The organism is Amycolatopsis pretoriensis, from assembly GCF_900107925.1.
In the GTDB taxonomy this organism is placed as follows: Bacteria; Actinomycetota; Actinomycetes; order Mycobacteriales; family Pseudonocardiaceae; genus Amycolatopsis; species Amycolatopsis pretoriensis.
Genome location: NZ_FNUJ01000011.1, coordinates 171,017 through 194,544 on the forward strand (window position 1 = coordinate 171,017; position 23,528 = coordinate 194,544).

At 70.1% G+C, this 23,528-nt stretch carries 23 protein-coding genes and 1 pseudogene; 5 read left to right on the forward strand and 19 right to left on the reverse strand.

What is annotated here, in order from left to right; all coding sequences use genetic code 11:
- Positions 1-31: 31 nt before the first annotated feature.
- The gene (locus tag BLV96_RS40125; protein ID WP_086677151.1) at positions 32-1,378 is read left to right on the forward strand and encodes a cryptochrome/photolyase family protein; all 1,347 of its coding nucleotides are present in this window, start codon (positions 32-34) and stop codon (positions 1,376-1,378) included.
- Here the strand turns inward: BLV96_RS40125 and BLV96_RS40130 are convergent, their stop codons facing one another.
- From BLV96_RS40130 to BLV96_RS40145, 4 genes are read right to left on the reverse strand one after another with little or no spacing between them, the layout of a single operon-like run.
- The gene (locus BLV96_RS40130) at positions 1,379-2,569 is read right to left on the reverse strand and encodes an ABC transporter permease (RefSeq protein ID WP_086677152.1); all 1,191 of its coding nucleotides are present in this window, start codon (positions 2,567-2,569) and stop codon (positions 1,379-1,381) included.
- On the reverse strand, positions 2,566-3,480 hold the full coding sequence (locus BLV96_RS40135) for an ABC transporter ATP-binding protein (protein WP_086677153.1): 915 nt from the start codon (positions 3,478-3,480) through the stop codon (positions 2,566-2,568). The genes BLV96_RS40130 and BLV96_RS40135 overlap by 4 nt, the downstream gene beginning before the upstream one ends.
- On the reverse strand, positions 3,473-4,015 hold the full coding sequence (locus BLV96_RS40140) for a hypothetical protein (RefSeq protein WP_086677154.1): 543 nt from the start codon (positions 4,013-4,015) through the stop codon (positions 3,473-3,475). The genes BLV96_RS40135 and BLV96_RS40140 overlap by 8 nt, the downstream gene beginning before the upstream one ends.
- Positions 4,012-4,281 (reverse strand): helix-turn-helix transcriptional regulator, encoded by a 270-nt coding sequence (locus tag BLV96_RS40145; protein WP_086677170.1) that lies wholly within the window; start codon positions 4,279-4,281, stop codon positions 4,012-4,014. The genes BLV96_RS40140 and BLV96_RS40145 overlap by 4 nt, the downstream gene beginning before the upstream one ends.
- A 381-nt stretch (positions 4,282-4,662) precedes the next feature.
- Here BLV96_RS40145 and BLV96_RS40150 point away from each other — a divergent pair.
- Positions 4,663-5,849 (forward strand): annotated as a pseudogene (locus tag BLV96_RS40150) (IS110 family RNA-guided transposase).
- Positions 5,850-5,909: 60 nt separating this feature from the next.
- On the opposite strand, the gene BLV96_RS40155 reads toward BLV96_RS40150, so the two are convergent.
- Positions 5,910-7,448 (reverse strand): glycerol-3-phosphate dehydrogenase/oxidase, encoded by a 1,539-nt coding sequence (locus BLV96_RS40155; RefSeq protein ID WP_086677155.1) that lies wholly within the window; start codon positions 7,446-7,448, stop codon positions 5,910-5,912.
- Entirely contained in the window at positions 7,445-8,008 is a 564-nt protein-coding gene (locus BLV96_RS40160; protein WP_086677171.1) for a TetR/AcrR family transcriptional regulator, read from the reverse strand. Before BLV96_RS40160 ends, BLV96_RS40155 begins: the two co-directional genes overlap by 4 nt.
- Before the next feature lie 97 nt (positions 8,009-8,105).
- On the opposite strand from BLV96_RS40160, the gene BLV96_RS40165 reads away from it, so the two are divergent.
- Positions 8,106-9,725, forward strand: a complete 1,620-nt coding sequence (locus tag BLV96_RS40165) for an FAD-binding oxidoreductase (protein ID WP_425266209.1) — start codon at positions 8,106-8,108, stop codon at positions 9,723-9,725.
- Here BLV96_RS40165 and BLV96_RS40170 read toward each other — a convergent pair.
- From BLV96_RS40170 to BLV96_RS40185, 4 genes are all read right to left on the reverse strand, one after another.
- Positions 9,703-10,257: a gamma-glutamylcyclotransferase family protein gene (locus BLV96_RS40170; RefSeq protein WP_086677157.1), complete on the reverse strand. Its 555-nt coding sequence runs from the start codon at positions 10,255-10,257 to the stop codon at positions 9,703-9,705. The two genes, BLV96_RS40165 and BLV96_RS40170, sit on opposite strands and share 23 nt — an antisense overlap.
- 65 nt (positions 10,258-10,322) lie before the next feature.
- Positions 10,323-11,420 carry an S-(hydroxymethyl)mycothiol dehydrogenase gene (locus tag BLV96_RS40175; RefSeq protein ID WP_086677158.1) on the reverse strand — a complete coding sequence of 366 codons (1,098 nt, stop codon included), beginning with the start codon at positions 11,418-11,420 and terminating at the stop codon, positions 10,323-10,325.
- 114 nt (positions 11,421-11,534) lie between these two features.
- Complete coding sequence (locus tag BLV96_RS40180) at positions 11,535-11,861, reverse strand: hypothetical protein (protein WP_086677159.1); 327 nt, start codon at positions 11,859-11,861, stop codon at positions 11,535-11,537.
- 44 nt (positions 11,862-11,905) lie between these two features.
- On the reverse strand, positions 11,906-12,766 hold the full coding sequence (locus BLV96_RS40185; protein ID WP_086677160.1) for a sigma-70 family RNA polymerase sigma factor: 861 nt from the start codon (positions 12,764-12,766) through the stop codon (positions 11,906-11,908).
- A 76-nt stretch (positions 12,767-12,842) separates the two neighbouring features.
- Here BLV96_RS40185 and BLV96_RS40190 point away from each other — a divergent pair, with 76 nt between their 5' ends.
- Entirely contained in the window at positions 12,843-13,292 is a 450-nt protein-coding gene (locus BLV96_RS40190; RefSeq protein ID WP_086677161.1) for a carboxymuconolactone decarboxylase family protein, read from the forward strand.
- A gap of 59 nt (positions 13,293-13,351) precedes the next feature.
- On the opposite strand, the gene BLV96_RS40195 is transcribed toward BLV96_RS40190, so the two are convergent.
- From BLV96_RS40195 to BLV96_RS40210, 4 genes are all read right to left on the reverse strand, one after another.
- Positions 13,352-14,614, reverse strand: a complete 1,263-nt coding sequence (locus BLV96_RS40195; RefSeq protein WP_086677162.1) for a peptidase C39 family protein — start codon at positions 14,612-14,614, stop codon at positions 13,352-13,354.
- A gap of 71 nt (positions 14,615-14,685) precedes the next feature.
- A complete protein-coding gene (locus BLV96_RS40200; RefSeq protein WP_086677163.1) occupies positions 14,686-15,087 on the reverse strand; it encodes a PaaI family thioesterase in 402 nt (133 codons plus the stop codon).
- Positions 15,088-15,143: 56 nt separating this feature from the next.
- Entirely contained in the window at positions 15,144-16,874 is a 1,731-nt protein-coding gene (locus BLV96_RS40205; RefSeq protein WP_086677164.1) for a TIGR03767 family metallophosphoesterase, read from the reverse strand.
- 145 nt (positions 16,875-17,019) lie between these two features.
- On the reverse strand, positions 17,020-17,607 hold the full coding sequence (locus BLV96_RS40210) for a TetR/AcrR family transcriptional regulator C-terminal domain-containing protein (protein ID WP_244180849.1): 588 nt from the start codon (positions 17,605-17,607) through the stop codon (positions 17,020-17,022).
- Between the two features lie 55 nt (positions 17,608-17,662).
- On the opposite strand from BLV96_RS40210, the gene BLV96_RS40215 reads away from it, so the two are divergent.
- Complete coding sequence (locus BLV96_RS40215; RefSeq protein WP_208608454.1) at positions 17,663-18,115, forward strand: hypothetical protein; 453 nt, start codon at positions 17,663-17,665, stop codon at positions 18,113-18,115.
- Here BLV96_RS40215 and BLV96_RS40220 read toward each other — a convergent pair.
- The 5 genes from BLV96_RS40220 to BLV96_RS40240 form a co-directional block, all read right to left on the reverse strand.
- A complete protein-coding gene (locus BLV96_RS40220) occupies positions 18,036-18,473 on the reverse strand; it encodes a DUF4190 domain-containing protein (protein WP_086677166.1) in 438 nt (145 codons plus the stop codon). The two genes, BLV96_RS40215 and BLV96_RS40220, sit on opposite strands and share 80 nt — an antisense overlap.
- 57 nt (positions 18,474-18,530) lie before the next feature.
- On the reverse strand, positions 18,531-19,346 hold the full coding sequence (locus tag BLV96_RS40225; protein ID WP_086677167.1) for a carbohydrate ABC transporter permease: 816 nt from the start codon (positions 19,344-19,346) through the stop codon (positions 18,531-18,533).
- Positions 19,343-20,239, reverse strand: coding sequence for a carbohydrate ABC transporter permease (locus tag BLV96_RS40230; RefSeq protein ID WP_086677168.1), 897 nt, complete (start codon positions 20,237-20,239; stop codon positions 19,343-19,345). Before BLV96_RS40230 ends, BLV96_RS40225 begins: the two co-directional genes overlap by 4 nt.
- Positions 20,236-21,525: an ABC transporter substrate-binding protein gene (locus BLV96_RS40235; RefSeq protein ID WP_086677169.1), complete on the reverse strand. Its 1,290-nt coding sequence runs from the start codon at positions 21,523-21,525 to the stop codon at positions 20,236-20,238. The genes BLV96_RS40230 and BLV96_RS40235 overlap by 4 nt, the downstream gene beginning before the upstream one ends.
- A gap of 102 nt (positions 21,526-21,627) precedes the next feature.
- Entirely contained in the window at positions 21,628-23,256 is a 1,629-nt protein-coding gene (locus BLV96_RS40240; RefSeq protein WP_091390246.1) for a long-chain fatty acid--CoA ligase, read from the reverse strand.
- Between the last annotated feature and the right edge of the window lie 272 nt (positions 23,257-23,528).

Below are 23,528 nucleotides of genomic sequence, written 5' to 3' on the forward strand. Positions count from 1 at the left end.
CCGCACGGCGGGGCGCTTATCGTTGGGCCGCGTGACCAAAGAAGCACCCGTCGTCCTGTGGTTCCGCCGCGACCTGCGGCTGGGCGACCACGCAGCCCTGCTCGAGGCGTCGAAGCACAGCAAGCACGTCCTCGCGCTGTACGTCCTCGACGAGGCCCTGCTGAAGCCGGGTGGCGCACCGCGTGAAGCCTTCATGTACGGCTGCTTGGAGAAGCTGAACGAGCAGCTGGGCGGACGGCTGATGCTGGTCCGCGGCGAGCCGGCGGTGGAGGTCGTCCGCGCGGCGAAGAAGATCGGCGCGGCCGCGGTGCACGTCAGCGCCGACACCGGCCCGTACGGCCGCCGGCGGGACGCTTCCGTGGCGAAAGCGTTGGCGGAAAACAACATCGACTGGGTCGAGACGGGCTCGCCGTACGCCGTCACGCCGGGGCAGGTCACCAAGCCGGACGGCGACCCCTACCGCGTCTTCACGCCGTTCTACCGGGCGTGGACCGGCCGCGGCTGGCACTCACCCGCCGACACCGGACCGTCCCTTGTGGACTGGATGGAACCGCCGAAGTCGCTGAAGATCCCCAAGCCGCCCAAGGTTTCCGCGACCCTGCCCGAGCCGGGCGAGCAGGCCGCGCTGGACGTCTGGCACGACTTCCTCGACGGCCCGATCGAGACCTACGACGCCGACCGCGACCGGCCGGACCGCGAGGGGACGACGCGGCTTTCGCCGTACCTGCGCTGGGGGAACATCCACCCGCGGACCATCCTGGCGGACCTCGAAGGCGACGACCGCGTCGGCGCGAAGTCGTTGCGCAGCGAGATCTGCTGGCGCGAGTTCCACGCCGACGTCCTGTGGAACCGGCCGGAAACCGCGCGGAAGAACTACGACAAGCGCTTCGACGGAATGAAGCACGACGACGACCCCGAGGCCTTCGAACGGTGGTGCGCCGGCAAGACGGGCTACCCGATCGTCGACGCGGGGATGCGGCAGCTGCTGGCCGAGGGCTGGATGCACAACCGCGTCCGGATGGTCGTCGCGAGCTTCCTGGTGAAGGACCTGCACCTGCCGTGGTGGCTCGGCGCGCGGCACTTCATGAAGCACCTCGTCGACGGCGACCTCGCGTCGAACCAGCTGAACTGGCAGTGGGTCGCCGGCTGCGGCACCGACGCGGCGCCGTACTTCCGGATCTTCAACCCGACGACGCAGGGGGAGAAGTTCGATCCGAACGGCGACTACGTCCGCAAGTACGTGCCGGAGCTGCGTCCGGTCGAGGGCAAGGCGGTCCACAAGCTGAAGGACCGCCCCAAGGAGTACCCGGAGCCGATGGTCGACCACGCCCACGAGCGCCAGGTTTCCTTGGAGCGGTACGGCAAGATCACGTCGTGATCAGCCGCGCAGCGCCTCCGACAGCTTGATGCGGCTGCCGATGCGCAGCACGCTGTTGCCGTAGATCTTGCCGCCCAGCCAGGTGAGCAACGCGACCAGCGCGACGGTCAGCCCTAGCGAAAGCGCGATCTCCCACCCCGCGGCCGCGCCGGTCGAGATCCGGGCCGGCATCAGGATCGGCGAGAGCAGCGGGATCAGCGACAGCACCTTCGTCCCCGAGCCCGACGGGTCCCGCAGCAGCAGGTTGATCCCGGCGATGAACCCGACGATGAGGATGATGTTGAGCGGCGAGACCACCGACTGCGTGTCCTCCTGCCGCGAGACGAGCGACCCCAACGCGCCGTAGATCGTGGCGTACAACAGGAAACCGAGCAGGTACCAGAGCAGGCCCCACAGCAGCGTGCCGGTCGCGAAGCCGGACAGGGAGAACACCCCGGTCGCCGACGCGGCGGCGAGCCCGGCCGCGCCGAGGATCACCAGCTGCGTCAGCCCGACCAGGCCGAGCCCGATCACCTTGCCCAGCAACAGCTGCCACGGCCGCACGCTGGCGAGCAGGATCTCGACCACCCGGCTCGACTTCTCCTCGACGACGCCCTGGGCGACCATCATCCCGTAGGTGATGATGCTGATGTAGAGCAGGAACGCGACGATCAGGCCGACGACGAGCCGTTGCGTGTGGTCGGCGGGTTCCGGCGAGATCGGGTCGTCCTGCACGTGGGTTCCGCCGACCTGCGCCATCACCTCGGCCGGCTCGAGCTGCGCGGACGACAGCACGCCGTCGAGGACCTGCTGCTGCGCCACCTGGTCCAGCACCTTGCGGAGCTGGTCGTCCAAAGAGGACTTGTAGGTGGCGGTCAGCTTCGCCGCGCTGCCCGAGACGAGCGCGTCGAGATCGCCGTCTTCGACCTTCTTGCGGCCCTCGGCCGGATCGGTGACGGTGACCGTGTCGACGTGCCGCCCGGACTGGGCCGCCGCGACCTGCAGCTGCCGCGCGATCCCGGTCGCCTGGCCGGTGAGCCCGACCGTGCTCTTGTCCGCCGAGCCGGCCAGCGACGTCTGGAACCCGACGTACCCCAGCAGCAGCACGAGCAGCACCACGGTGCCGACGACGAACGAACGCGTGCGCAGGCGCGTGTTCAGCTCGCGCTTCATCACGAGCCAGACGGCCCGTCGGCCGCTCAGCTTCCTCATCGCGGGACCCCCTCTTGAGACACTGCGTCGCGGAAAAGCTCGGTCAACGACCGGCGACGCCGGCTGAACTCGGTGACCGGCCCGGTCGCCAGCGCGGCGGCGAGCACGGCCTGGTCGTCGGCGCTCGGGTCGAGGTCGAGGACCGCGGTGGCGCCGTGGTTTTCCAGCACGCGCACGCCGGGCAGGCCGGCAGCCCAGCCTTCGGGCGCGGCGGGCGCGGTGACGACGAGCTTGCTGCTCGCGCCCGCCGTCAGCTCGTCGACCGTGCCGACCGCGACCATCCGGCCGCCGCGGATGATCCCGACCCGGTCACACAGCCGCTCGACGAGGTCGAGCTGGTGGCTGGAGAACACGACCGGCACGCCGGCCGCGGCCTTCTCGCGCAGCACACCGCTCATGACGTCGACGGCGAGCGGGTCGAGGCCGGAGAACGGCTCGTCGAGCACCAGCACGGCCGGGTCGTGCACGAGCGCGGCGGCCAGCTGGACGCGTTGCTGGTTGCCGAGGCTGAGCTTCTGGACCTCGTCCTTGCGCCGGTCGGCCAGCCCGAGCCGGGAGATCCAGGTCTCGGCGTTGCGGTGGGCCTCGTTCGCGGTGAGGCCGTGCAGTTCGGCGAGGTAGACGAGCTGCTCCAGCACCTTCATCTTCGGGTAGAGCCCGCGTTCCTCGGGCATGTAACCGATGTGGGTGCGGGTTTCGTGCGTGATCTTCTCGCCGCCGAACCGGACCTCACCGCCGTCGGCGGCCAGCACGCCGAGCGCGATCCGCATGGTGGTCGTCTTGCCGGCGCCGTTGCTGCCGACGAAGCCGAACAGCTCGCCGGCGCGGACGTCGAACGTGACGCCGTCCAGCGCGACCTTGGCGCCGTAGCGCTTGGAGATCCCGTCGATCTCCAGTGTCCCCTCAGGCATTCCCCATCCCCTCGTCGAAGTCTTCGGGGTCGTCGTCCGGCAGCGCCCAGCCCAGGATGATCGTCGGGATGGTGGTGCCGGTGACCAGCAGCGCGGACATCATCATCGCGCCGCGGAAGCCGCCGTCCTGGGTGTCCGCGACCACGATGCTGTAGATCATCGCGGCGATCATCAGGTAGCTCAGGATCTGGAAGCCGATGTAGGTGACGCGGTGGCGCCATTCGCGCTCGCGTTCGTCCAGCAGCCGCGAGAAGCCGCCGCTCATCCGGCCGGTGAGGATCCGCAGCAGCACGAACGCACTGGCCCCGACGAGCATGCTGCTCAGCCACACGGCGCCGTAGACCCAGTCATCGCCGGTCGTGAAGATCGACGCGCCGGTGACCAGGCCGAGGTCGGCGGCCGCCACGACGACGGCGAGGGCCCGGCGGTGCTTCCGGGTGCGCCAGCCGGGCAGCATCTTGGCGTGCCGGAGTTCCCGTCGGTCCATCTTTTCCAGCTGACGTTCCCAGTAAGCGGCGAGCCGGTGCTCGGTCATGCTCCCCCCTCGCGGTAGACCTGGGTGGACAACGGCGTGAACGGTTCGCGGCTGAACACCGCTTCGACCGGCAGGTCGAATACCGCGCAGAGCCGGAACGCCAGGTCCAGGCTCGGGTAGTGGTCGCCCCGCTCGAGCGCGCCGATGGTCTGCGGGTTGACGTCGACGGCGGTGGCGAGCGCGGCCCGGCTCAGCCCGCGCTCGGCGCGGAGCACGGGCAGCCGGTTGTAGATCGGCAGCTCCTGGCCGCGTCTGACCGGACTCATGAACATACTGTTGCAAAAACCCAACAGGTCGTCAAGTTAAGTGCACATCAAGCGGTATCCACAGGGTGGCCGTGATGTGGACAGGCTGGGCGGCTCGGCGCTGGGGACGGCTTGCTGTCGGTGGTCGCCGATAAACTGGACGTGGGCACGCCCCGTTACCTTTTTCGTGGTTCCTGATCAAGGAGCTGTGGTCGCCAGGCCCGGCATGACTTGCGCCCCCAGTCGAACCCATGATCCGGGGGGTGGTGTCACCGGGTCTGGTGGCATCGAGGGACCGCTGATAGGGACACGGCCACCGGAAGGTAGGTCTCGTCGTAACGTGGGTGCCGGCCATCGATGCCCGACCCGGTGACCACTCGCGGCGGACGAACGGCATGGTGGATGAGCAGCTCTTTCAGCGTGTTCCTCGGCTTGGACGTCGGCAAAGAAGCCCATCACGCGGTCGGCTTGGACCCGGATGGCAACCGGCTGCATGACGGGCCGCTGCCCAACGCCGAACCGAAGCTGCGAGCCTTGTTCGACAAGCTCGCCACGCACGGGCCGCTGCTGGTCGTGGTCGATCAGCCCGCCACGATCGGGGCGTTGCCGGTCGCAGTCGCCCGCGCCGCCGGACACCAGGTCGCCTACCTGCCCGGCCTGGCCATGCGCCGCATCGCCGACCTCTATCCCGGCCGGGCGAAGACCGACGCCCGGACGCATTCGTCATCGCCGACGCCGCCCGCTCCCTGCCCCACACCCTCCGCCCCGTGGATGTCGACGACGAAGCCTTGGCGGAGCTGGAGGTGCTGGTCGGGTTCGACGACGACCTGGCCGGCGAAGCCACCCGCATCCGCGGCCTGCTCACCGGCATCCACCCCGCCCTCGAGCACGCCATCGGCCCGCGGATCTCGCATCCGGCGGTGCTGGAAATCCTCTCCCGCTGCGGCGGCCCGGCCGGCATCACCAAGGCCGGCCGCCGCAAACTCACCGCCATCGCCAAGGTCCACGCGCCGCGCATGGGTGAGCGGCTGGTCAAGGCGATCATGACCGCACTCGGCGAGCAGACCGTCACCGTCCCGGGAACCGCCGCCGCGGACACCGTGCTCCCGCGGCTCGCGGACAGCTTGAAAACCGTGCTGCAGCAGCGGAAACAGGTGGCTGAGCAGGTGGAGGGGATACTTGATGCGCACCCTCTTGCCGGGGTCCTGACCTCGATGCCCGGCATCGGGATCAGGACCGCAGCCCGCATCCTCCTCGAAGTCGGCGACGCCTCCCACTTCGCCTCCTCCGGGCACCTGGCCGCCTACGCCGGGATCGCGCCGGTCACCCGCAGCTCCGGATCGTCGATCAAGGACGAGCACCCCGCCCGGACCGGCAACCGCCAGCTCAAACGCGCGTTCTTCCTCGCCGCGTTCGCCTCGCTGTCCCACCCGGCCAGCCGCACCTACTACGACAGGAAGAGGGCCGAGGGCAAGAAACACAACGCCGCCCTGATCTGCCTGGCCCGCCGACGCTGCGACGTCCTCTACGCCATGCTCCGCAACGGCACCCACTACCGGCATCCCGAACCAGCTCCCACTGCGGCTTGACAACCAGATAGGGACACTCCCCCTGGGAGCGGTGGGGCGTGTCGGCGGGCGGTCGGCGGCTCAGGTCAGGCCGGCCAGCGACTTGTCGACCAGCTCTGCCACCCGGGCTCGCGCGGCCTCCGCGTCCGACGGGATCAGTGCCAGGCGCGTCCGGCGCTCCAGCACGTCCGCCACGTCCAGGGCTCCTTCGTTGCGGACCGCCCACACCACCTCGGCCGCCGTGATGTCCGAGCCGGGGGCCACCGGCTCCGCGAACTCCGCGTCCAGCTCGCCCAATGCCGCCACTCGCGGAGCCTCCGTCCCGTACCGGGCCACCAGCCGCGGTGCGGCGTCCACAAGGGACAGACTTGATCGCGGGGCCGCCCCGAGCAGCGGCAACCGCGCCGTCCGGCACGGCGAAGTGCTGAGACCGGCCAGCTTCACCGCCGCGTCGACCGCGTCCTCGGCCATCCGGCGGTACGTCGTCAGCTTGCCGCCGACCACGGTCAGCAACCCGTCCGACCCCGCCAAGACCGCGTGCTTCCGGGACAGGTCCGCCGACCGCCCGCCGCCCTCGACCAGTGGCCGCAGCCCGGCGTACGACCCGGCCACGTCGGCGCGGGTCAACGGCCGGGCCAGCACCGAGGAAGCCAGCGACAACAGGAAGTCCACATCGGACTCGGGAACTACCGGCACGTCGGGGATCGGGCCGGAAACCGGCTCGTCCGTCAGTCCCAAGTAGACGCGACCGTCCGGCTGGGGGAGCAGGAACACGAACCGGTTCGTCTCACCCGGCACGCCGATGTTCACCGACGTCGTGCCCATCGGGACCGTTCCCGGCGCCAGCACCAGGTGCGACCCCAGTGACGGCCGCAGCCGGACCGCTCCCGTCAGCGTTCCCGCCCACACCCCGGTCGCGTTGATCACCTGGCGCGCGTGGATGTCCGCGGTGGAACCCGAGACGCCGTCGACGACCGAGACCCGGTCCGCCGTCAGCGATGTGGCCGACAACCGCGTCAGAATCCGGGCGCCGAACGACGCCGCCGTCCGGGCCAGCGACACCACCAGCCGCGCGTCGTCGACCAAAGCGCCGTCGTACGCCAGCAATGCGCCGCGCAAACCGTGTGCCGCGAGCCCGGGTGCCAGCGCCAACGCCTCGGCGGCCGGGACCGACCGCGGCCGCGGCAGCACCGACGACGGCGTCCGCGCCGCGCGGCGGAGGCCGTCGCCGGCTCGCAAGCCCGCCGCCACCAGCGCCTGCTGCGCACGGGATGTGCTGGGGTACAACGGGAACAGCTGCGGCATCGCGCGCGTGAGGTGCGGGGCCGTGCGCGTCATCATGATGCCGCGCTCGACCGCGCTCTCGTGGGCCAGGCCCAGCTCGCCGTGCGCCAGGTAGCGCAGTCCACCGTGGACGAGCTTCGACGACCAGCGGGACGTCCCGAACGCGAGGTCGTGCGCCTCGACCAGCGCCACCGACAACCCGCGCGACGCCGCGTCCAGGGCGATGCCCGCTCCGGTCACGCCGCCGCCGACCACGACGACGTCGACGCGCTCGCCCGCCGCCAGCTCCGCGAGCTCACGTTCGCGGCGCCGCGCGTTGAGCGAGCCGGACGTCATGGCTTCAGTGCCGCGTCGAGCACGTGCGTGAACTCGGCCAGCAGCGCGGCTTCGCCGACGTCCGCGGTGGCCGGTCGCAGCGAGAACGCGAAGGACTGGACCACCAGCAGCACCGACCGGGACTGCACCGCGACCGGCGCCCGCCGGATCGAGCCGTCCTGGTGGCCGGCTTCCAGCAGCTGGTGAAGCGCTTGCTCGGCGAACTTCTGCGTCGCGCCCAGTCGCTCCACGATGTACGGGAGGACCAGCTCGGGGTCGACGTCAAGCAGCGTGCGGAACAGCGGGTCGGCCGACAGCGCGCGGACGCCGGCCGACGCGATGAGCACGAGCCGCTCACGGCTGTGCACGGCGTCGGCCCCGCGCTCGCTCGCCGTGCGCAGCAGCCCGCTGAACTCGCGGGTCATCAGCGCCGCGAGCACGCTGCGGACGTCGGGGAACCGGCGGTAGACGGTCATCCGGCTGACGCGCGCGGTCCGGGCGATTTCGGCGAGTGTGGTGCGGCGCACACCCACGGCCAGCACGCACGAGCGCGCGGCGTCGAGCAGCACGTCATCGGCCACACGCGTCGCCGTCTGGCGGTTGCGGGTGTCCGCGAGCGCGGACGATCCCGCGGTCGAAGTGGTGTGACGTTTCACGTCCATGTGTCACACTGTATCGGTGAACGCGCTCATTGACCACCGCCTTCGACGGTCCTGGACCTCGGAAGCCGCCGACGCCGCCCGGCTGCCCGCGCGGGCGGCCAAGTGGCTTGAACAGCGTATAGGCCAGGCAGCTCCCGGTGCTGCCCCAGCCGCGAATTTGCCGGTGGAAATACCGTCACCGAAACTGGACGAATCTGCTGCCGCCGCGTTGTCGAAAGTGGTCGGTGCGGAAAACGTGCTGGTCGACGACGCGGCGCGGCTGGCGCGCGCGACCGGACTGTCCTACCTCGACCTGCTGCGCCGTCGTTCGGCCGGCGCGGATTTCCCGGTGCCCGACGCGGTCGTGCTGCCCGCCGGCCCCGACGAGGTCCAAGAGGTGCTCGACGTCTGCGTGACGCACGACGTCGGTGTCGTGCCCTTCGGCGGCGGCACCTCGGTCGTCGGCGGCGTCGCGGCGCTGCGCGGGGACAAGTCGTCGGTGATCGCGCTCGACCTGGTCCGGCTCGACGCGCTGGTGTCGGTCGACGCCGAGTCGCGCATCGCCGTGCTGCAGGCCGGCGTCCGCGGTCCCGAGGCCGAGCGCCTCCTCGGCGAGCACGGCCTGACGCTCGGGCACATCCCGCAGTCGTTCGAGCGCGCCACCATCGGCGGTTTCGCGGCGACGCGCTCGGCCGGGCAGGCGTCGTCGGGCTACGGCCGGTTCGAGGACATGGTCACCGGCGTGCGGCTGGCCACCCCGCGCGGCGAGTGGAAGCTCGGCGTCGCGCCGGCGTCGGCGGCCGGGCCGGACCTGCGTCAGCTCGCGATCGGCAGTGAAGGCACGCTCGGCGTGATCACGGAGGTGTCGCTGCGGGTCCGTCCGGCGCCGCCGGTCCGCCGGTACGAGGGTTATGCCCTGCCCGGCTGGGAAGCGGGCCGCGAAGCCGTCCGCGATCTCGCGCAGCACCACGCGCTCGCCGACGTCACGCGGCTGTCCGATGTGGACGAAACCGAAGTTTCGCTGGCGCTGAACGCCGGCCTCAAGACGACGGCGCTGCGCCGGTACCTCGCCGCGCGCGGGGTGTCGCACCCGTGTTTCCTCATCGTCGGCTGGGAAGGCACCGCGCACGATGTCGCGTTGCGCCGCCGCGAGACGACGCGGCGGCTGAAGGCGTCGGGTGCGGTGCGCGTCGGCAAGGCGCTCGGCGAGTCGTGGCGTCACGGCCGGTTCGCCGGTCCCCGGCAGCGGGATGCGTTGCTGGATCAGGGGGTCTGCGTCGAGACGCTGGAGACCGCGGCCTACTGGTCCAATGTGGACGAACTGCGTGACGACGTCCGGGCGGCGCTGACGGCGTCGCTGGGCCGCGCGATCGTCATGTGTCACATTTCGCACGCCTACGAGACGGGCGCGTCGCTCTACTTCACGGTGCTGACGGCCCGTGACGAGACCGACCCGGTCGGCCAGTGGCAGCGTGCGAAAGCGGCGGCGTGCGAGGCGATCACCGGCCTGGGCACGATTTCGCACCACCACGCCGTCGGTGTCGACCACGCGCCGTACCTCGAGGCGGAGATCGGCTCGCTGGGCGTCGAAGTGTTGCGCGCGGCCAAGTCCACAGTGGACCCGTCGGGGATCCTCAACCCGGGAAAGCTGGTCTGAGCACTTCGCAGGGGACGCCGTGGCCGGCCGCGGCGACGCCGTCGAGCTTCGCGGCTTCGGCCTGTGGGAGGTCGGCGGTGCGCACCGGCGTGCCGTCGACCAGCAGCGGGTAGCGGATCGGCGCGGCGCCGACGTACGTGTGAACCTCGGTCAGGCGGGTGCCGTCTTCGAGCGTGATGTCGGGTTCGGTCAGCCGGGCCAGGTGGTAGCGCGTCCCGCGGCCTTCGCAGCGGTCGAGCACGGCCAGCTGGTCCGGTGTCACGAACCAGATGGCGTGCTCCTCGACGCCGTCGAGCGCGGTGAGGGTGGCCGGGCGCTGGTCGTCGACCACCCGGAAGCCGGCGGCCCACACGGCGGCGAGCCCGGCGCAGCGCGCGTGCGCGACCACGACCGGGCCTTCGAGGCCGAGCCGGGCGCGCAGCCAGGTGATCTTCGACGGGTTGGCGTTCGAGCCGTAGGCGAGCACGGCCATCCGGTCGCGCCAGCCGTGCGGCGCGGTTTCCAGGGGGTGCCCGACGCCGTCGACGTGCACGAACGAACGGCCCGGCCGGGTGCCCGGGTAAGGCTCGGCCGGGTATTCGTCGTCGGTGAAGAGGGTCAGAAGGTCACCACGCTGCGCAGGACGTCGCCGTGGTGCATGCGCTCGAAGGCCTGCTCGACGCCGTCGACGCCGATCCGTTCGGTGACGAACTTGTCGAGCGGCAGCCGGCCCTGCAGGTAGAGGTCGACGAGCATGGGGAAGTCCCGGCTGGGCAGGCAGTCGCCGTACCAGGAGGATTTGAGTGAGCCGCCGCGCGAGAAGAAGTCGATCAGCGGCAGGTCATCGAGGCGCATCTCCGGCGTCGGGACGCCGACGAGCACGACGGTGCCGGCCAGGTCGCGGCCGTAGAAGGCCTGCCGCCAGGTTTCGGGGCGTCCGACGGCGTCGATGACGACGTCCGGACCGAAGCTGTTCGTGGCGTCCTGCATGGCTTCGACGACGGCCTCTTCGGAAAGGCCCTTGCTGTTGACGGTGTGCGTCGCGCCGAAGTCCTTGGCCCAGGCGAGCTTCCGGTCGTCCATGTCGATCGCGACGATCGTGGTGGCGCCGGCGAGCTTGGCCCCGGCGATGGCGGCGTCCCCGACGCCACCGCACCCGATGACGGCGACGGAGTCACCGCGGGTGACGGCACCGGTGTTGATGGCGGCGCCGAGCCCGGCCATGACCCCGCACCCGAGCAGCCCGGCGACGGCGGGTTCGGCCTCGCGGTTCACCTTCGTGCACTGTCCGCTGTGGACGAGGGTCTTCTCGAGGAAGGCCCCGATGCCGAGGGCGGGCGACAGCTTGGTGCCATCGGCGAGGGTCATCGGCTGGGCGGCGTTGAAGGTCGAGAAGCAGTACCACGGCTTGCCGCGCTTGCAGGCCCGGCAGGTACCGCAGACGGCGCGCCAGTTGAGGATGACGTAGTCGCCGGGCGCGAGATCGGTGACGCCCTCGCCGACGGCCTCGACGACCCCGGCGGCCTCGTGGCCGAGCAGGAAGGGGAACTCGTCGTTGATCCCGCCTTCGCGGTAGTGCAGGTCGGTGTGGCAGACCCCGCAGGCCTGAACGTTCACGACGGCCTCACCGGGCCCGGGATCGGGAACGACGACGGTCTCCAGCGAGACGGGCTCGCCCTTCGCCCGCGAAACGACCCCCTGGACCTCGTACGGCATGCGAATCCACCTTCCGGCTCTTGCTGGCTCCGACGGCAGCTAATCACGGATCACGCGGAGATGGCGACATCCGCATGAGTGAGTCTTGGTGATTCTTGCGCAACATGTTGCGTTCTACGCAACTGAGGTGATCCAGTGGCCGATGGTTTCGAAGTCGTGGCCGGTGAGGCCCGTGCTCGCCGCGACGGTGTGCACCAAAGCCGGCGCCGGGTGGTGGCTCGCGACCCAGATCCGGTCGGATTCGGTGGTCTCGTCGTCGACCCAGGCGAGCGGGCGGCCCGCCGCCCGCTCGACGATCCGGCGGGTCTTCCAGTGCGACCCCGGCTCGGTCCAGCCACGTCGTGGCCCAGACCAGGTCGCACCCCAGCGCCAACAGCCGCGGGCCGAGGCTCGGGTCGACTCGCGACAGCAGGGGATTGCCCAGGTCGGCAGCGGGCGCATGGTTCCGGCAGTCTGGCACGGGCCACCGGCCCCCGTCTTCCAGCTTATCGGCCGGTACCGACAGTTCCGGGCGGCTCCGGCAGCTCCATCGACGCCAGCCGGGCCGGGTCGGACACCGCTGCGATGCCCGTGATCCGCCCACCCGCCACCGTGAACGCCACCACTGACAGCGGGCTCCCGTCCGGGCGCCACGCCACCACGCCCGGCAAGCCGCCGACCAGCACCGCCCGGCCGCCGCCCGCCGCGCCGAAGCGGGCTCCCGCCGCCACGTTCGTCGCCCCCAGGACCACCACCACGCCGTCCGGGGTGTCGACCGTCAAACGGACGTCCGGGTCCAGGACCCGCAGCAACTCTTCGAAGTCCCCGTCGCGGGCCGCCCTCAAGAACGCGTCCACCACCTCGCGCTGGGACCTCCCCGCGCTCGGCGTGCCCGCCGGGGTGCGGACCTTCTTGCGCGCGCGGCTCGCCAGCATCTTCGTCGCTCCCGGCGTCTTGCCGAGGATGCGGCCGATCTCCTCGAACGGCACCGCGAACAGGTCGTGCAGCACGAACGCCAGCCGCTCGCCCGGCGCCAACGACTCCAACACCACCAGCAACGCCAGCCCGACCGAGTCCGCGAGCGCGACGTCCGCTTCGGGACCTTCGTCCACCGCCACCACGATTTCGTCGTACGGCGCTTCCGGCCGGGACCGGCGCGAGCGCAGGACGTCCAGGCTGATCCGGCCCACCACCGTCGTCAGCCAGCCGTCGAGGTTGTCGATCGTCGCCGCGTCCTGGCGGGACAGCCGCAGCCACGCCTCCTGCACCACGTCCTCCGCGTCGGCGTGCGACCCCAGGACGCGGTGGGCCACCGCGCGCAGCCGGTCGCGCTGCGCCTCGAAGACCTCGGTCATCGTGTCGGGCATGTCGTTACCTTCCTCGGTTCCGCTCCGTCATGGGGATGACGGATCCGAACCACCACAGGTAACACCAGGAGGAACGATGGAAGCACGGCTCAAGAGCACCAGCAGCCCCGAGGTGACCGGAGCGGTCCAGCAGCTGTTCAAGGTCGTGTACGGCGCCGGCGTCGACCCGCTGCTGCTCGAGCTGGTCCACCTGCGGGCCAGCCAGATCAACAGCTGCGCCCCGTGCGTCTACGGGGGCGTCCATTCGGCGAAGAAGCACGGCGAGACCGACGAGCGGCTGCACAGCGTCGTCACCTGGCGCGAGACGCCGTTCTTCACCGAGCCGGAGCGAGCCGCGCTGGAGCTGACCGAAGCGGCGACGCGCATCGAAGACGGCCAGCCGGGCGTGACGGACGAGATCTGGGCGGCCGCCGCCGAGCACTTCGACGAGAAGCAGCTGTCGGCGATCGTCCTGCACATCGCGCTGACCGGCTTCTTCAACCGGATCAACCGCGCGATCCGGGAGCAGGCGGGCAAGACCTGGTGACAGGCCGTGAATGGCACATTCACGGACACTTGGTCCCTCAATGTGCCATTCACGGACTTCTAGGCCGGGGTGATGATGTACGCGATGCCGCCCGGGCCGCTCGCGACGGTCCCGTCCGCGCGGTACCGCTTCGTCCGCTGCCAGATCTTCTCGAACTGGTCGCGCTGGTAGATGTTGCGGACCCGGTCGTTGCTGCTCGACGCCGGGTCGTTCGCGATCACGTCGCCGTCCTTCGTGAAGCCGACGACCACCATGATGTGCCCCGACGTCCCGTAGCCCGCGCCGTCCAGTTCCGACGCCAGGAACGACTGGGAAGTGATCACCGGGATCCCGCGCGCGATGTAGTTCTCCAGCTCGTTCAGCGAGTGCAGCCGCGTGATGTGGCCGCGCAGGCCGCGCGAAGCCGCGTACGCCGTGTTGAACGGCCAGTTGCCCGTGCCGTCGTACGCGTGGTCGTAGGTGTAGCGCGCCGCGAACGCCACCGACGGGTCGACGTAGTCCGCCGGGATCCAGGACATCTCCGCCGCCGACGGCTTCTTGCCCCAGTACTCGGCCACCATCTCGGTCGACGTCGGGCTGCACCACGCTTCGCCGCCCCCGCCGTACTGCGGGAACTGTCCCTTGTGGAGGTTCTGCGCGTACGCCGGCACCTTCAGCTCGATCCCGGTGGCGCGGCCCGGCTTCGTCGTCTGCACGTCGAAGCGGTCCGGCACCGCCGAGGTCATCGCGCCCAGCGACGTCACCGACGGCGTCGCGTGCGACCCGGCTTCGCGGTACAGGTCGATCCGCAGCTGGTACGACTTCAGCGTCACCCCGGTCTTCATGACGAGCGTGTCGACGTCGACCGCCGCGTTCGCGTCGTCCTGGCCGTCGACGCTGGTGCGCAGGATGTCGGCGTCACCGCTGGCCCAGCGGCCCATCACGTACCACGCGGTTTCGACGCCGGCCGACGTCCGGCCGCGCGCCTCGACCTGCAGCCACGTCTTGGCCGGCGTCTGCGCGTTCCAGGACGCGACCAGCTGCGTCGCGCCGAAGCCCTCGCGGTACTCCGGTGACGTCCACCGGCCGTACTCGTACGTTCTCGTCGTGCCCAGTTCCGGCTCGGTGTGCTCAACCGTGCCGGCCGGGCGCGTGATGCGCAGGCCGTCGCGGGTCAGCGCGAGCCCGGCGAAGTCGCCGTCGTGGAAGCGCCCGCCGTTCCACTCGTGGTAGTCGATCGCCTCGTCGTCGTGGGGCCGGGCGGGCGCGGCCTCGGCGACTTGCGCGGTTACGGCTGTCAACACGACTACCGACAATAAGGTGAACAACTCGCGTACGCGCATCCCGGCTCCCTGATAGACCCACCCAGTAGGCAGGGATTTTCGCCGGTCCGGCCGGGTCTGTAAACAGGTACCTAGAGGACGGCCTGCGTCTGTGTCACTTTCGCGACCAACTTGCCGTCGTCGTCGTGGACCTCCGTCTCCACCACGACGAACTTGCGCCCGGCGTGCAGTGGTCTGGACGACGCAACGGCGTAGCCCGAACGCACCGCGCGCAGGAAGTTCGTCTTCGATTCGACGGTCGTCGTGCCCTGGCCGCCCTCGGGCAGGTTGAGGAACGCGCACACGGCGCCGGTCGAGTCGGCCAGCGCCATGAGCGCGCCCCCGTGCAGCGCGCCGCCGAGCGTGCAGAGGCTCTCGTCCCACTTCAGCCGGCTGCGGACGAGCTCGCGCCCGTGCTCCAGGACCTCGACACCGAGGCGCTCGGAGAACGGCATGGAACGGTGGAAGAGCTGCGTGCCCTCGGGATCGGTCATGCCCCGCAGCCTGCCCGAAGACCGGCCGCGGGGCGATTACCTCCGGGGTAACGCGGTCAGCTCAACGGGTTGACGAGCAGCAGCTCGGTGTTGTGGTCCGCGGGATCGCCGACGCGGCCGAGGTCGGTGTGGATGTCGTTGTACGACAGCTCGCGGTACAGCGACGCAAGCGCTTGCGGCGTCCGGGAACCGTAGTCCGCGGCGTACGGCGCTTCCGCCTCGATCAACGTCGTGAACAGCGACAACGTGCCGTCGACGTTGTCCGCGACCTCGACGATCCGCGCGTGCTGCGGGAAGTCGATGTGCGACGCCGTGTTGATCTCCCAGAAGCCCTGCTGCGGCGTGTTCCCCGCGTGCGGCGTGATCTTGTTGAGGTGCGTGTGGCCGTTGACCCACGCCAGCACGTTCGGGAACCGCTTGAGCAGCCCGACGAACGCGTCGCCGTTCAGGCGCGGGTCGAGCAGGTGGCGCGAGTCCGGCAGCAGGTTGGTCATCGTGCCGCTCGTGTGGTGGCTGAACAGCAGGAACAGCTCGTCGGTGACGTCGTGGACGACCTTGCGGCCGAAGAAGTCGTAGTACGTCGAGCTGCCCCGCTTCAGCGTCGCTTCGACCCAGTTGAACTGCGCGAGGCCGATCGAGCCGTCGGCGAACCCGGCGTCGGTCGTCGTGTCGAGGCTGATCCCGGTGATGCCCGGCGCGATCCGGAACGTGTAGTAGACGTTCTTGCCGTCGGCGTTGGCGCTCGAGAAGCCGTGCCCGACCGGGCCGGGGCCGGTGTTGGCGGAGTCGAGGTGGGCGCGGACGAACTCGCCGGTGTCGAACGGGCGGCGCCGCGCGTCCGGCGTCACCTCGCGGATCGTGCCGCTGCCGCCGAACAGCTCGGCGATCGGGACGCTGGAGCCGGGCTTCTTGATGGCGTCGGCGAGCTTCTTCGCGGTGCTCTCGTCCTTGCCGATGACCTTGTACTTCCCGGTGTACCAGGCGTCGATGCCGGGGATCTGCGCCGGCAGCGAGCCGACGATGCTGTCGTCGTGGTTGCCGAACGTGCAGAACCACGGGACGTCGAGGCCGGGCGCGGTGAAGGCCTTGATCCCGGCTTCGAGCAGGCCGGGCAGCTGCGGGAAGCCCTTGGCCGAGTAGTCGTCGCCCACGCCGGGGATCGACGGGTTCCAGAACTCCTTGTTGCCGGAGCTCTGCACGCCTTCGTAGGCGTTCGTGGCGCCGGAGTTCGGGGTGACGGTGCCGCCGTTGAGGACCTTGAGGAACCAGTCGAGCTCGATCAGCTCGTGGTTGTCGGTGTTGTCGCCGGTGGTGACCATGAGGTCGAACGGCCGCCCGGTGAACGGGCCCTGCCGCACGCTGTTGACGCGCTCGACGAGCGCGCTGGTCGCGACGGTGCCGAGCGCCTCCTGCGGCCGGTGCGCGGAGCCGATGAACGGGTGCAGGTATTCGAAGCGCGCGGGGCTTTCGGTGTCGGTGATGTGCAGGTCGGTGAACTGCACGAACGCGCTGAGCGCGCGGCGCCGGTCGTCGCGACCGGTCTTCGGCGTGGCGAGGTCGCTGCGGACGACGAGCGGCCAGCCGGGGCCGCCCTGCAGCCGGGTGTAGGCCGGGCCGGCGGTGACGGCGGTGGCGACCTGCTCGAGCGTGGTGCCCGACGTCGTGACCGAGCGCGTGCTCGTCAGCCGCAGCGCGCGGTCGAGGGCGTTCGCGGTGGGCGTGCACAGCAGCAGTCCGAGACCGGCGGCGCCCGCGGTGGCGACGGCGCGCCGGGTGAGTTCGGCCATGGTTGTTCGCTCCCCAGTCTTCTCGGTTGCCCAGCACCGTGCCGGACGTGGGTGGACGCGGGGTGAACGTGAAAAACATTCACCGTGACAGTTGAGTCCACCCTGTCACAGGCTTCGGGGTGGGGTGTACCGCCGAAGGTCGTGGTCATTTCCGCCGCTGGGCGAGCCCGTCGAGGATGACTTCGGTGCCGAGCGCGAAGAGGTCGTCGGCGGTGAGCCCGGTGAACCCGAGTGCGCGTGCGTGGGGGTAGTTCTTCAGGTTTTCCCGGAAGGCTTTCGCGGCTTCGGGGTCCGGTTTGCCGGGGCGCTCGACCGACGCGAGGACGTGCGCGGTCAGCAGCCGCGCGATGCCCGCGGTGTCTTCGGGGGTGAAGCCGGCTTCCAGCAGGATCTTCGCGGTCCGCTCGATGTGGGCGAGCCGGTTCGGGCCGGGCGGGCGCTCGCGCAGGAGCGTCGCGGCGTCGCGGTGCTTGAGCACGATCGCGCGGAACTGGTGGAGGCCCTGCTCGAGCTGGCGGCGCCAGTCCTGCGTCTCGTCGATGTCGAACGCGTCTTCGCAGACGGCTTCGGCGAGGAGATCGAGCAGCTGGGCCTTGTCCTTGACGTGCCAGTAGAGCGTCGGCGAGCTGACCCCGAGCCGCGCGGCGAGCCGCCGCGTGCTCAGCTCGGCCAGGCCGGCTTCGTCGAGGAGGGCGAGGGCGGCGTCGGTGATCTGACGGCGATCGAGTGGCACCCGGCGCACTCTATCAGTGATAGATTGGTCTCTATCACTGATAGAGGGGGACGTGATGCGCTGGTGGATCGCAGGGTGCTCGCTGGTCTTCGCGATCGGCACGGCACTGCAGAACTTCGTGGTGATCGACGCCGAACTGGTCGCACGGGCGGCCTCGATCGCGGGAACGCCGGTGTCGGACGGCTTCCTGACGGGCCTGCGCCTGGTCGGCGACGTCTACCTGGTGGGCAACCTGCTGGGGCTGCTGGCCCTGACCGGGCGCGCGTGGGTGTTCTGGCTGGTGCTGGCGGTGAACGCGACGCAGGCCGCGGGCGTGTTCGCGATCCCGCCGTCGGTGTGGCGCGCGACGCTCGACTTGTACGGCTGGGTGGGGCTGCTGCCGTCGGTGGTGACCGACGGCGGCGCGCTCGTGTTGACGCTGGTGCTGATCAGCAGGCGATACCGCACGCGGTCCCGGCGGCGGCGAACAGACCGAAGAAGAACAGCATCACGATCAGCGCCGGGATGACCGCGATGATCCCGCAGACGAGGCCGGCGATGGCCATGCCCTTGCCGGTGTGGCCCGGCCGGTCCGACTGCACCATCCCGCCCCACGACAGGCCGATCGCCAGGAACCCGAGGAGCAGGTCGACGAACGGGATCCAGAACGTGACGAGGGCGATGATGCCGACGACCATCCCGGCCACGGCCATGCCACTGGTGATCAGCGGCTGGTAGGCGGCGCCGTACATCGGCTGGGGACCGTAGGCGGGGTAGGGCTGGGTCACGTAGGGCTGGACCGCGTACTGCGGGGCCGAAGGCGGGTACACCGGCTCGGCCGGGGCGGGGTACTGCTGATCCGGCTGGTAAGGGTTGTAATCGGTCACGGCGCACCTGTTTCTCTTCGTCCCCGGCGAAGTCGTCCGGAAGGTGCCGCACGTTACTCAGCCCGTCAGGCCGGACTCCGTCACCCCGCGCACCAGGTACCGCTGCAGGAACGCGAACAGCAGCACGATCGGCAGGATCGACACCGCCGCCGCGAGGAACAGCAGGTTCAGCTGCGGGTTCTGCGACGTCAGCAACCCCGACAGTGCCACCTGGACGGTCCACGAGTCCGGCGACTGCGCGATGATCAGCGGCCACAGGAACGCGTTCCAGCTGCCGATCACCGTGATCACCGCGATCGCCGCGAAGAACCCCTTCGAGTTCGGCACCACGATCCGCCAGAACACGCCCCAGCGGCTCAGCCCGTCGACCCGGCCGGCCTCCTCCAGCTCGCGCGGGAAGTCCAGAAAATACTGCCGGAACAGGAACACGCTGAACGCGCTGAACAACCCCGGGATCACCAGCCCGCGGAAGTCCGACAGCCAGCCCAGCGACGAGACCACCACGAAGCTCGGCACGAACGTCACCGACGTCGGGATCATCAGCGTCGCCAGCACCGCGTAGAACACGAACCGCGAGTGCCGGTACGGGATCCGCGCCAGGCCGTAGCCCGCCAGGGAGCAGATGACCAGCAACCCCAGGGTCTGCAGGACCGCCACGATCGCCGAGTTCAGGAGGCTGCGCGCGAACGGGACGTCCGAAAGCGAGAACAATCGGGAAAAGTTGTCCCAGTGCACTGTGGACGGGAAGAATGTCCACTCGGGAGCGGTGATCTCCGCCCGGGACGCCAAGCCGTTGCGCACCAGCAGGTAGAACGGCAGCAGGAACAGCACCGCCGCGACCAGCAGGCACAGCCACCGGAAGAAAGCCCTCATGACACCCGCCCGAACCGGAACACGCGGCCCTGCAGCAACGTCACCAACGCGATGATCAGCGCCAGGATCACCGCGCCCGCGCTGCCGCGGCCCAGGTCCTGGCCGCCCGATCCCAGCGACGTGTAGTACAGGTACACCAGCGGTGGCCGGGCGAACGGCGGGTAGCCCCGTGAGTCGCCCATGATGTTGTAGAACTCGTCGAACGCCTGGTACGCGTTGATCAGGTTCAGCAGGAGCACCGCCACCGCCGTCGCGCGCAGCTGGGGGAGCGTGATGTAGCGGAAGACCTGCCAGCCCGGCTTCGCGCCGTCGAGCCACGCCGCTTCGTACAGGTGCTTCGGAATCCGTTGCAGCGCCGCGATGAACAGGATCATGTAGAACCCGAGCTGCAGCCACAGCCGCGCCGTCACCAGGACGATCCAGTACAGCGGTGGGTCGACCGTGCCCGTCCAGGCCACCGGGTCGACGCCGAACAGTGACAGCACGCTGTTCGCCAGTCCATACCGGACACCCGAGAACAACGACGTCTTCCAGATCAGTGACGCCACGACGTACGAGCACGCGAACGGCAGGAAGAACACCGACCGGAAGAACGCCCGCGCGAACCTCAGCCGGTTGACGCCCAGCGCCAAAGCCAGTGACAGCGCGAACGTCAGCGGCACGATGAACACCGCGAACACGCTGAACGTCCCCAGGCTCGACAGGAACGGCTCGTCGGTCAGCATGTGCCCGTAGTTGTCCAGCCCGACGAACTCGGTCGGCGTCACCGTGTTGCGCGCGTCGAAGAAGGACAGGTACGCGCTCCAGCCGATCGGCAGGTACGCGAACACCGCCAGCCCCAGCAGGAACGGCCCGACGAACAACCAGAACGCGCGCGCGTCGCGCCGCTTCACCCGAAGAGGCGCTTCAGCTCGGACTGAGCCACCTCGACCGCTGTCTTGGTCTGTGCGACCGGGTCCGCGCCCTCCTTCGCGATCTTCGCGACCGCGTCGGACAGCGCCGTGTTCGCCTGCTGTGTCCACACCGGACCGCCGACCAGGTGACCGTTCTCCCGGACGAACCGGGCGGCGTCCGCGGCCGGGCCGGAAGCGAGGCTGCCCGCCTGGCCCACCAGGCTCTGGCGCGCCGGCACGTGGAAGCCGAACTTCGTCGCGAACTCCAGCTGGTCGTCGGTCTTGTCGACCCACAGCCACTTCACGAACGCCTTGGCCTCGGCGACGTGCGCGCTCTTGGCGTTGACCATCGCGCCGTACGCGCCCACCGGCACCGACGGCGCGCCCGTGCCGTCGAGCCGCGGGAACGGCAGGACGCCGAAGTCGTCGTCGAACGCCTGCCGGATCTTCGGCACGTTCCACAGCCCGGTCCACTGCATCGCGGCGAGCCCGTCGATGAACGCGCCCGGGTCCGACCAGTCCGCCGGCGCGCCGAGCAGCAGGGACCCGTTGGCGTTCAACGTGTGCAGCTTCGCCAGCGCGGTCGCCGCGCGCGGGTCGTCGAAGCCGACTTCGCGGTTGCCGTTCTTCAGGTAGTCGAGGCCCGCCGACCACAGCAGCGGCCCGGTGAGGACGCCGACGCCGCCGTCGTTGCCGGCGAAGAAGCCCTTGACGCCGTCCTTGGACAGCTTCGCGGCCGCGTCGATCAGCTCGTCGACCGTCTGCGGCGGCTGGACGCCCGCGGCCTGCAGCAGGCTTTTGCGGTAGAAGAGCACCTGCGTGTCGACGGCCTGCGGGATGCCGTAGACCTTGCCCTCGACGGTCTGCGCGGCCAGCACGGCCGGGCTGAAGTCGTTGCGCACCGGCGCGATGACGTCGTCGAGCGACACCACCTGGTTCTGCCGCACCCAGTCGATCTTGACCTGCGCCTCGAAGACGTCCGGCACGGCGCTGTTCTGCAGCGCGGTGACGATCTTGGAGTCGTAGTCGCCCGGGTTCCACCGGACGTTCACCGTCGCGCCCGGGTAGCTCGCCGCGTACCGCTTGACGGCTTCCTGGACGCCGTCTTCGCCGTACGCGTGGTACCACTGCTGCAGCGTGACCTTCGGCGCGTCCGACGGCGGCGGGCCCGCCGAGTACGCCGTCGACGGCGGCGCGGTGCCCTGCCGTCCGGTGTTCGACCCGCAAGCCGCGGTCAGCGCGCCGACACCCGCGAGCGCGAGAAAGCTCCGCCTGTTCCGCTGCATCCCCAGTACTCCTCCGCGTACGTCCGTGAATGGCACATCGAGGGACGTAGCGTCCCTCAATGTGCCATTCACGGAACCTTAGGCACGCCGGAGATTTACCCGTTAGAGCTGGGCGATGTCGAGCTTTCCCTCGGAGTAGGACGCGCGGATGCGCTTCTTGTCGAACTTGCCGACGCTCGTCTTGGGCACTTCGTCCACGAACGTCCAGTTCTCCGGCAGCTGCCACTTCGCGACCTTGTCGCTCAGGAAGTCGCGCAGCTCCTCGGGTGTGGCCGTCTGGCCCTCCTTGAGCACGACGGCGACCAGCGGCCGCTCGTCCCACTTCTCGTCGGGGATGCCGACGACCGCGGCCTCGGCCACCGCCGGGTGGCCCATGACCTGGTTCTCCAGGTCGACCGAGGAGATCCACTCGCCGCCGGACTTGATGACGTCCTTGGCGCGGTCGGTCAGGGTCAGGTAGCCGTCCGCGCTGACCCTGCCGACGTCGCCGGTGCGCAGCCAGCCGTCGTGGAACTTGTCCGGGTCGACCTGCGAGCCGCCGTAGTAGGAGCCGGCGATCCACGGGCCCTGGACCTCGAGCTCGCCGACGGCCTCGTCGTCCCACGGCAGCACCGCGCCGTCGTCGTCGATCAGCCGGGCCCGCACGGACGCCGGGAAGCGGCCCTGCGTGTAGCGGTACTTCCAGGCCTCGTCGCCGGTCGCCGCCGCCGGCGGGCGGGCGACGCTGCCCAGCGGCGACGTCTCGGTCATGCCCCAGGCGTGCAGGATCGACACGTTGTGCTTGTCCTGGAACGCGCGCATCAGCGACGGCGGCACCGCCGACCCGCCGACGACGACCTCACGCAGTTGGGAGATGTCCTGCGGGTTCGCCTCGAGGTGGGCGAGCAGGCCCTGCCAGACGGTCGGGACCGCGCCGGCGAACGTCGGCTTCTCGGCGGCCAGCATCGCCGCGATCGGCGCCGGCTGGAGGAACCGGTCCGGCATCAGCAGCGACGCGCCGACCATCAGCGCCGCGTACGGCAGGCCCCACGCCATCGCGTGGAACATCGGCACGATGGCCAGTGCCTTGTCGCTCTGCGCCAGGTTCATGCTGTCGCTCATGCAGACCTGCATGGAGTGCAGCCAGATCGAGCGGTGTGAATAGGCGACGCCCTTGGGGTCACCCGTCGTGCCCGACGTGTAGCACATCGCGGCCGCCGAGCGCTCGTCCACGTCCGGCCAGTCGAAGGTGTCCGGCTGCTCGGCCAGCAGCGCGTCGTAGGCGTGCACCTGGATGCCGTCCGGGGCTTGCAGGGCCGCGGCGTCGCCGTTGGCGACGATGACGTGCCGGACGGTCTTGAACTCCGGCAGCTGCTTCGCCAGCAGCGGGGCGAGCGTGCCGTCGACGATGACGACCTGGTCCTCGGCGTGGTTGGCGACGAACGTCAGCTGCTCCGGGAAGAGGCGGATGTTCAGGGTGTGCAGCACGGCGCCCATCGCCGGGACGGCCAGGTAGGCGGCCATGTGCTCGGCGTTGTTCCACATGAACGTGCCGACACGCTGGTCACCCGTCACGCCGAGGCTGCGGAGCGCGTTCGCGAGGCGGGCGGCGTTGCGGCCGAGGTCGCCGTAGCTTTCGCGACGGGCTTCTGAACCGGTCCAGGTGATGACTTCGCTCGCCGAGTGCACCGACGTGCCGTGGCGGAGCAGGTTCGCCAGCGACAGCTGGCCGTCCTGCATGGTGCTCAACATGGTCGCTCCCGGGGGTCGTTCGCCGGTGGACTGGGGTTGCGCCGACTCTAGTGCGGATCGGGTGAAGCGGGCATGGTCAACAACGGCTCCGTTCGGTCACGGTCGTCGCGCGATCGGGGGACGACCGGACGATGATCAAGATCATCAATTTTTACGCTTTTCCTTATACGCGAGGAAATGCGCGGCGTAACGGAGGCTTCACTTCCGGGTGAGTCTGGCCACTCCGACCACTTCTCGGGAGCGTTTCCGCAGGCCGGAGCGGGTTGCCCGGT

Coding starts and splice junctions, on each gene's coding strand:
- BLV96_RS40130 (WP_086677152.1), bottom strand. CDS start 2,569: ATGAGGAAGCTGAGCGGCCGACGGGCCGTCTGGCTCGTGATGAAGCGC.
- BLV96_RS40135 (WP_086677153.1), bottom strand. CDS start 3,480: ATGCCTGAGGGGACACTGGAGATCGACGGGATCTCCAAGCGCTACGGC.
- BLV96_RS40140 (WP_086677154.1), bottom strand. CDS start 4,015: ATGACCGAGCACCGGCTCGCCGCTTACTGGGAACGTCAGCTGGAAAAG.
- BLV96_RS40145 (WP_086677170.1), bottom strand. CDS start 4,281: ATGAGTCCGGTCAGACGCGGCCAGGAGCTGCCGATCTACAACCGGCTG.
- BLV96_RS40155 (WP_086677155.1), bottom strand. CDS start 7,448: ATGACGTCCGGCTCGCTCAACGCGCGGCGCCGCGAACGTGAGCTCGCG.
- BLV96_RS40175 (WP_086677158.1), bottom strand. CDS start 11,420: ATGCCGTACGAGGTCCAGGGGGTCGTTTCGCGGGCGAAGGGCGAGCCC.
- BLV96_RS40180 (WP_086677159.1), bottom strand. CDS start 11,861: ATGCGCCCGCTGCCGACCTGGGCAATCCCCTGCTGTCGCGAGTCGACC.
- BLV96_RS40185 (WP_086677160.1), bottom strand. CDS start 12,766: ATGCCCGACACGATGACCGAGGTCTTCGAGGCGCAGCGCGACCGGCTG.
- BLV96_RS40190 (WP_086677161.1), top strand. CDS start 12,843: ATGGAAGCACGGCTCAAGAGCACCAGCAGCCCCGAGGTGACCGGAGCG.
- BLV96_RS40195 (WP_086677162.1), bottom strand. CDS start 14,614: ATGCGCGTACGCGAGTTGTTCACCTTATTGTCGGTAGTCGTGTTGACA.
- BLV96_RS40200 (WP_086677163.1), bottom strand. CDS start 15,087: ATGACCGATCCCGAGGGCACGCAGCTCTTCCACCGTTCCATGCCGTTC.
- BLV96_RS40205 (WP_086677164.1), bottom strand. CDS start 16,874: ATGGCCGAACTCACCCGGCGCGCCGTCGCCACCGCGGGCGCCGCCGGT.
- BLV96_RS40215 (WP_208608454.1), top strand. CDS start 17,663: ATGCGCTGGTGGATCGCAGGGTGCTCGCTGGTCTTCGCGATCGGCACG.
- BLV96_RS40225 (WP_086677167.1), bottom strand. CDS start 19,346: ATGAGGGCTTTCTTCCGGTGGCTGTGCCTGCTGGTCGCGGCGGTGCTG.
- BLV96_RS40235 (WP_086677169.1), bottom strand. CDS start 21,525: ATGCAGCGGAACAGGCGGAGCTTTCTCGCGCTCGCGGGTGTCGGCGCG.
- BLV96_RS40240 (WP_091390246.1), bottom strand. CDS start 23,256: ATGTTGAGCACCATGCAGGACGGCCAGCTGTCGCTGGCGAACCTGCTC.